The following is a 3,119-nucleotide window of genomic DNA, read 5'->3' on the forward strand; positions in this document are numbered from 1 at the left end:
CGTGAGCGAGCTGCGCGCCATCGAGGAGCGCGACGGCGCACTGTGGATCGGCGCCGGCGCGTCGCTGGAAGACGCCTGGCGCGCCCTGGCGAAGCGCTGGCCGGCGCTCACCGACGTCTGGCTGCGTTTTGCCTCGCCGCCGATCCGCCATGCCGGCACGATGGGCGGCAACGTGGCCAATGGTTCTCCGATCGGCGACAGCGCGCCCATCCTGATGGCGCTGGACGCGCAGGTCGAGCTGCGCCGCGGCCACCACATCCGCTGCATGCCGCTGCCCGACTTCTATGTCGACTACATGAAGAACCGGCTCGAGCCTGGCGAGTTCGTGCAGGCCATCGTGGTGCCTCGCCTGTCGCCCTCGCGCCAGGTGCGCGGCTACAAGATCAGCAAGCGCTTCGACTGCGACATCTCGGCCGTGTGCGCCGGCCTCTCCATCGAGCTCGACGGCGAGACGGTGCGCAGCGTGCACCTGGCCTTCGGCGGCATGGCAGCGATCGTCAAGCGCGCCGCGCACGCCGAGGCCGCACTGCTCGGCCAGCCCTGGAACGACGCCAGCCTGCGCGCTGCGCAGGCCGCGCTGGCGCGCGACTTCACGCCGCTCTCCGACATGCGCGCCAGCGCCGAGCACCGCGCGCGCGTGGCGGCCAACCTGCTGCACCGCTTCTGGCTGGAGACACGGCCGCACGATCCGCTGCCGGCCGAGTCGCTCAGCGTCTTCGCCACCTTGGCACACGAGCAGGCCTGAGATGAACAAGCCCCTCGACTCCCTCGTGATCGCGGACACCGCTGCACAGGTGGGCATCGGCCGCCCGCACGAGTCGGCCCACCTGCACGTGGCCGGCGCGGCGCCCTACGTGGACGACCTGCCCGAGCTCGCCGGCACGCTGCACTGTGCGCTGGGCCTGTCGCCGGTGGCACATGGCCGGCTCGCGGGCATGACGCTGGACGGCCTTCTCAGCGTTCCTGGCGTGGTGACGATCCTCACCGCCGCCGACATCCCCGGCGTGAACGACTGCGGCTCGATCGTCCACGACGACTCCATCCTCGCCGACGGCGAGGTCCGCTACCTCGGACAGCCGGTGTTCGCGGTGATCGCCCGCACGCGCGAGGTGGCGCGCCGCGTGGCCGCGCGTGCGAAGGAGGCGCTGAAGATCGAGCCGCTGCCGGCGGTGATCGACCCGCTCGAAGCGCACCAGAAGGCCCAGTACGTGCTGCCGCCGATGCACCTCGTGCGCGGCGACGCGCGCGCGGCCATCGAGCGCGCGCCACGCCGGCTGACGGGCACGTTCGAGGTCGGCGGCCAGGAGCAGTTCTACCTCGAGGGCCAGATCAGCTACGCCATCCCGCGCGAGAACGACGGCATGCTGGTGCACTGTTCCACCCAGCACCCGAGCGAGATGCAGCACCTGGTGGCGCATGCACTCGGCCTGCACGCCCACCACGTGCAGGTGGAATGCCGGCGCATGGGCGGCGGCTTCGGCGGCAAGGAGTCGCAGTCGGCGCTGTTCGCCTGCGTGGCGGCGGTGGCGGCGCGCAAGCTCGGCCGCCCGGTCAAGCTGCGCCTGGACCGCGACGACGACTTCCTGATCACCGGCCGGCGCCACTGCTTCCGCTATGCCTACGAGGTAGGTTACGACGACGACGGCCGCGTGCTCGGCGCCGAGGTCACGATGGTCTCGCGGGCCGGCCACTCGGCGGACCTGTCAGGCCCGGTGATGACGCGTGCGCTGTGCCACTTCGACAATGCCTACTGGCTGCCCGACGTCGCCATGCACGGCTACTGCGCGAAGACCAACACGCAGAGCAACACCGCCTTCCGCGGCTTCGGCGGCCCGCAGGGCGCGATCGCGATCGAGAACATCCTCGACTCGATCGCGCGCACGCTCGGCAAGGACGCGCTCGACGTGCGGCGGCTGAACTTCTACGGGCAGGACCAGAGCACACCCTACGGCCAGCCGGTCACGGACAACGTCATTCGAGAGCTGGTGGCCGAGCTGGAGGCGACGAGCGACTACCGCGCCCGCCGCGAGGCGGTGGCCGCGTTCAATGCCACCAGCCCGGTGCTCAAGCGCGGCCTGGCGCTGACGCCGGTGAAGTTCGGCATCTCATTCAACGTCAAGCACTTCAACCAGGCCGGCGCGCTGGTGCACGTCTACACCGACGGCTCGATCCTGGTGAACCACGGCGGCACCGAGATGGGCCAGGGCTTGAACACCAAGGTGGCGCAGGTGGTGGCGCACGAGCTGGGCGTTCCCTTCGAGAGCGTGCGCGTGACGGCCACCGACACGCACAAGATCGCCAACACCTCGGCCACCGCCGCCTCCACCGGCAGCGACCTCAACGGCAAGGCGGCGCAGGATGCCGCACGGCAGATCCGCGAGCGGCTGGCCGAGTGCGCCGCCGCGCTGTTCGGCGCCGAGGCCTCGGCAGTGCGCTTCTCCGGCGGCATGGTCAACGTGGCCGGGCGCAGCCTGCCCTTCGCCGAGCTGGTGACGAAGGCGTACCACGAGCGTGTGCAGCTCTGGTCCGACGGCTTCTACGCCACGCCCGGCTTGAGCTGGAACCGCGAGACGCTGCAGGGCCGGCCGTTCTACTACTTCGCCTACGGCGCCGCGGTCAGCGAGGTGCTGCTGGACACGCTCACCGGCGAGTGGCGGCTGCTGCGCGCCGACGTGCTGCACGATGTCGGCCGCGCGCTCAACCCGGCCATCGACAACGGCCAGGTGGTGGGCGCCTTCATCCAGGGCATGGGCTGGCTGACGATGGAGGAACTCGTCTGGCATCCGCAGACCGGCAAGCTGGTGACCCACGCCCCGAGCACCTACAAGATCCCCACCGCCAACGACTGCCCGGCGGACTTCCGCGTGCGCCTTTTCGACAACACCAACGCCGAGGACAGCATCCACCGCAGCAAGGCGGTGGGCGAGCCGCCGCTGCTGCTGCCCTTCTCGGTGTTCTACGCGCTGCGCGATGCGGTCTCGGCGGTGGGCGGGCACCGCGTCGTTCCGCCGCTGTCGGCCCCGGCCACCGGCGAGGCCCTGCTGCGCGCGATCGAGGCCGTTCGCGGGGGGGCCTGAGATGAGCACCCGGCGCGACACCGCCGCGAGCTGGCTGACCGT

Annotated in this window: 2 protein-coding genes; both read left to right on the top strand. The window is 71.1% G+C overall.

The genetic code is table 11. The features are described 5' to 3' along the window. Window positions 1-745: FAD binding domain-containing protein (locus tag AB7U92_RS24630; protein WP_428583095.1), on the top strand; the 745-nt coding region annotated here is incomplete at its 5' end. A gap of 1 nt (window position 746) precedes the next feature. Beyond that, a complete protein-coding gene (xdhB, locus tag AB7U92_RS24635) occupies window positions 747-3,077 on the top strand; it encodes a xanthine dehydrogenase molybdopterin binding subunit (protein ID WP_428583097.1) in 2,331 nt (776 codons plus the stop codon). Window positions 3,078-3,119 lie beyond the last annotated feature (42 nt).

The organism is Piscinibacter sp. (genome assembly GCF_050175855.1).
GTDB lineage: Bacteria > Pseudomonadota > Gammaproteobacteria > Burkholderiales > Burkholderiaceae_C > Piscinibacter.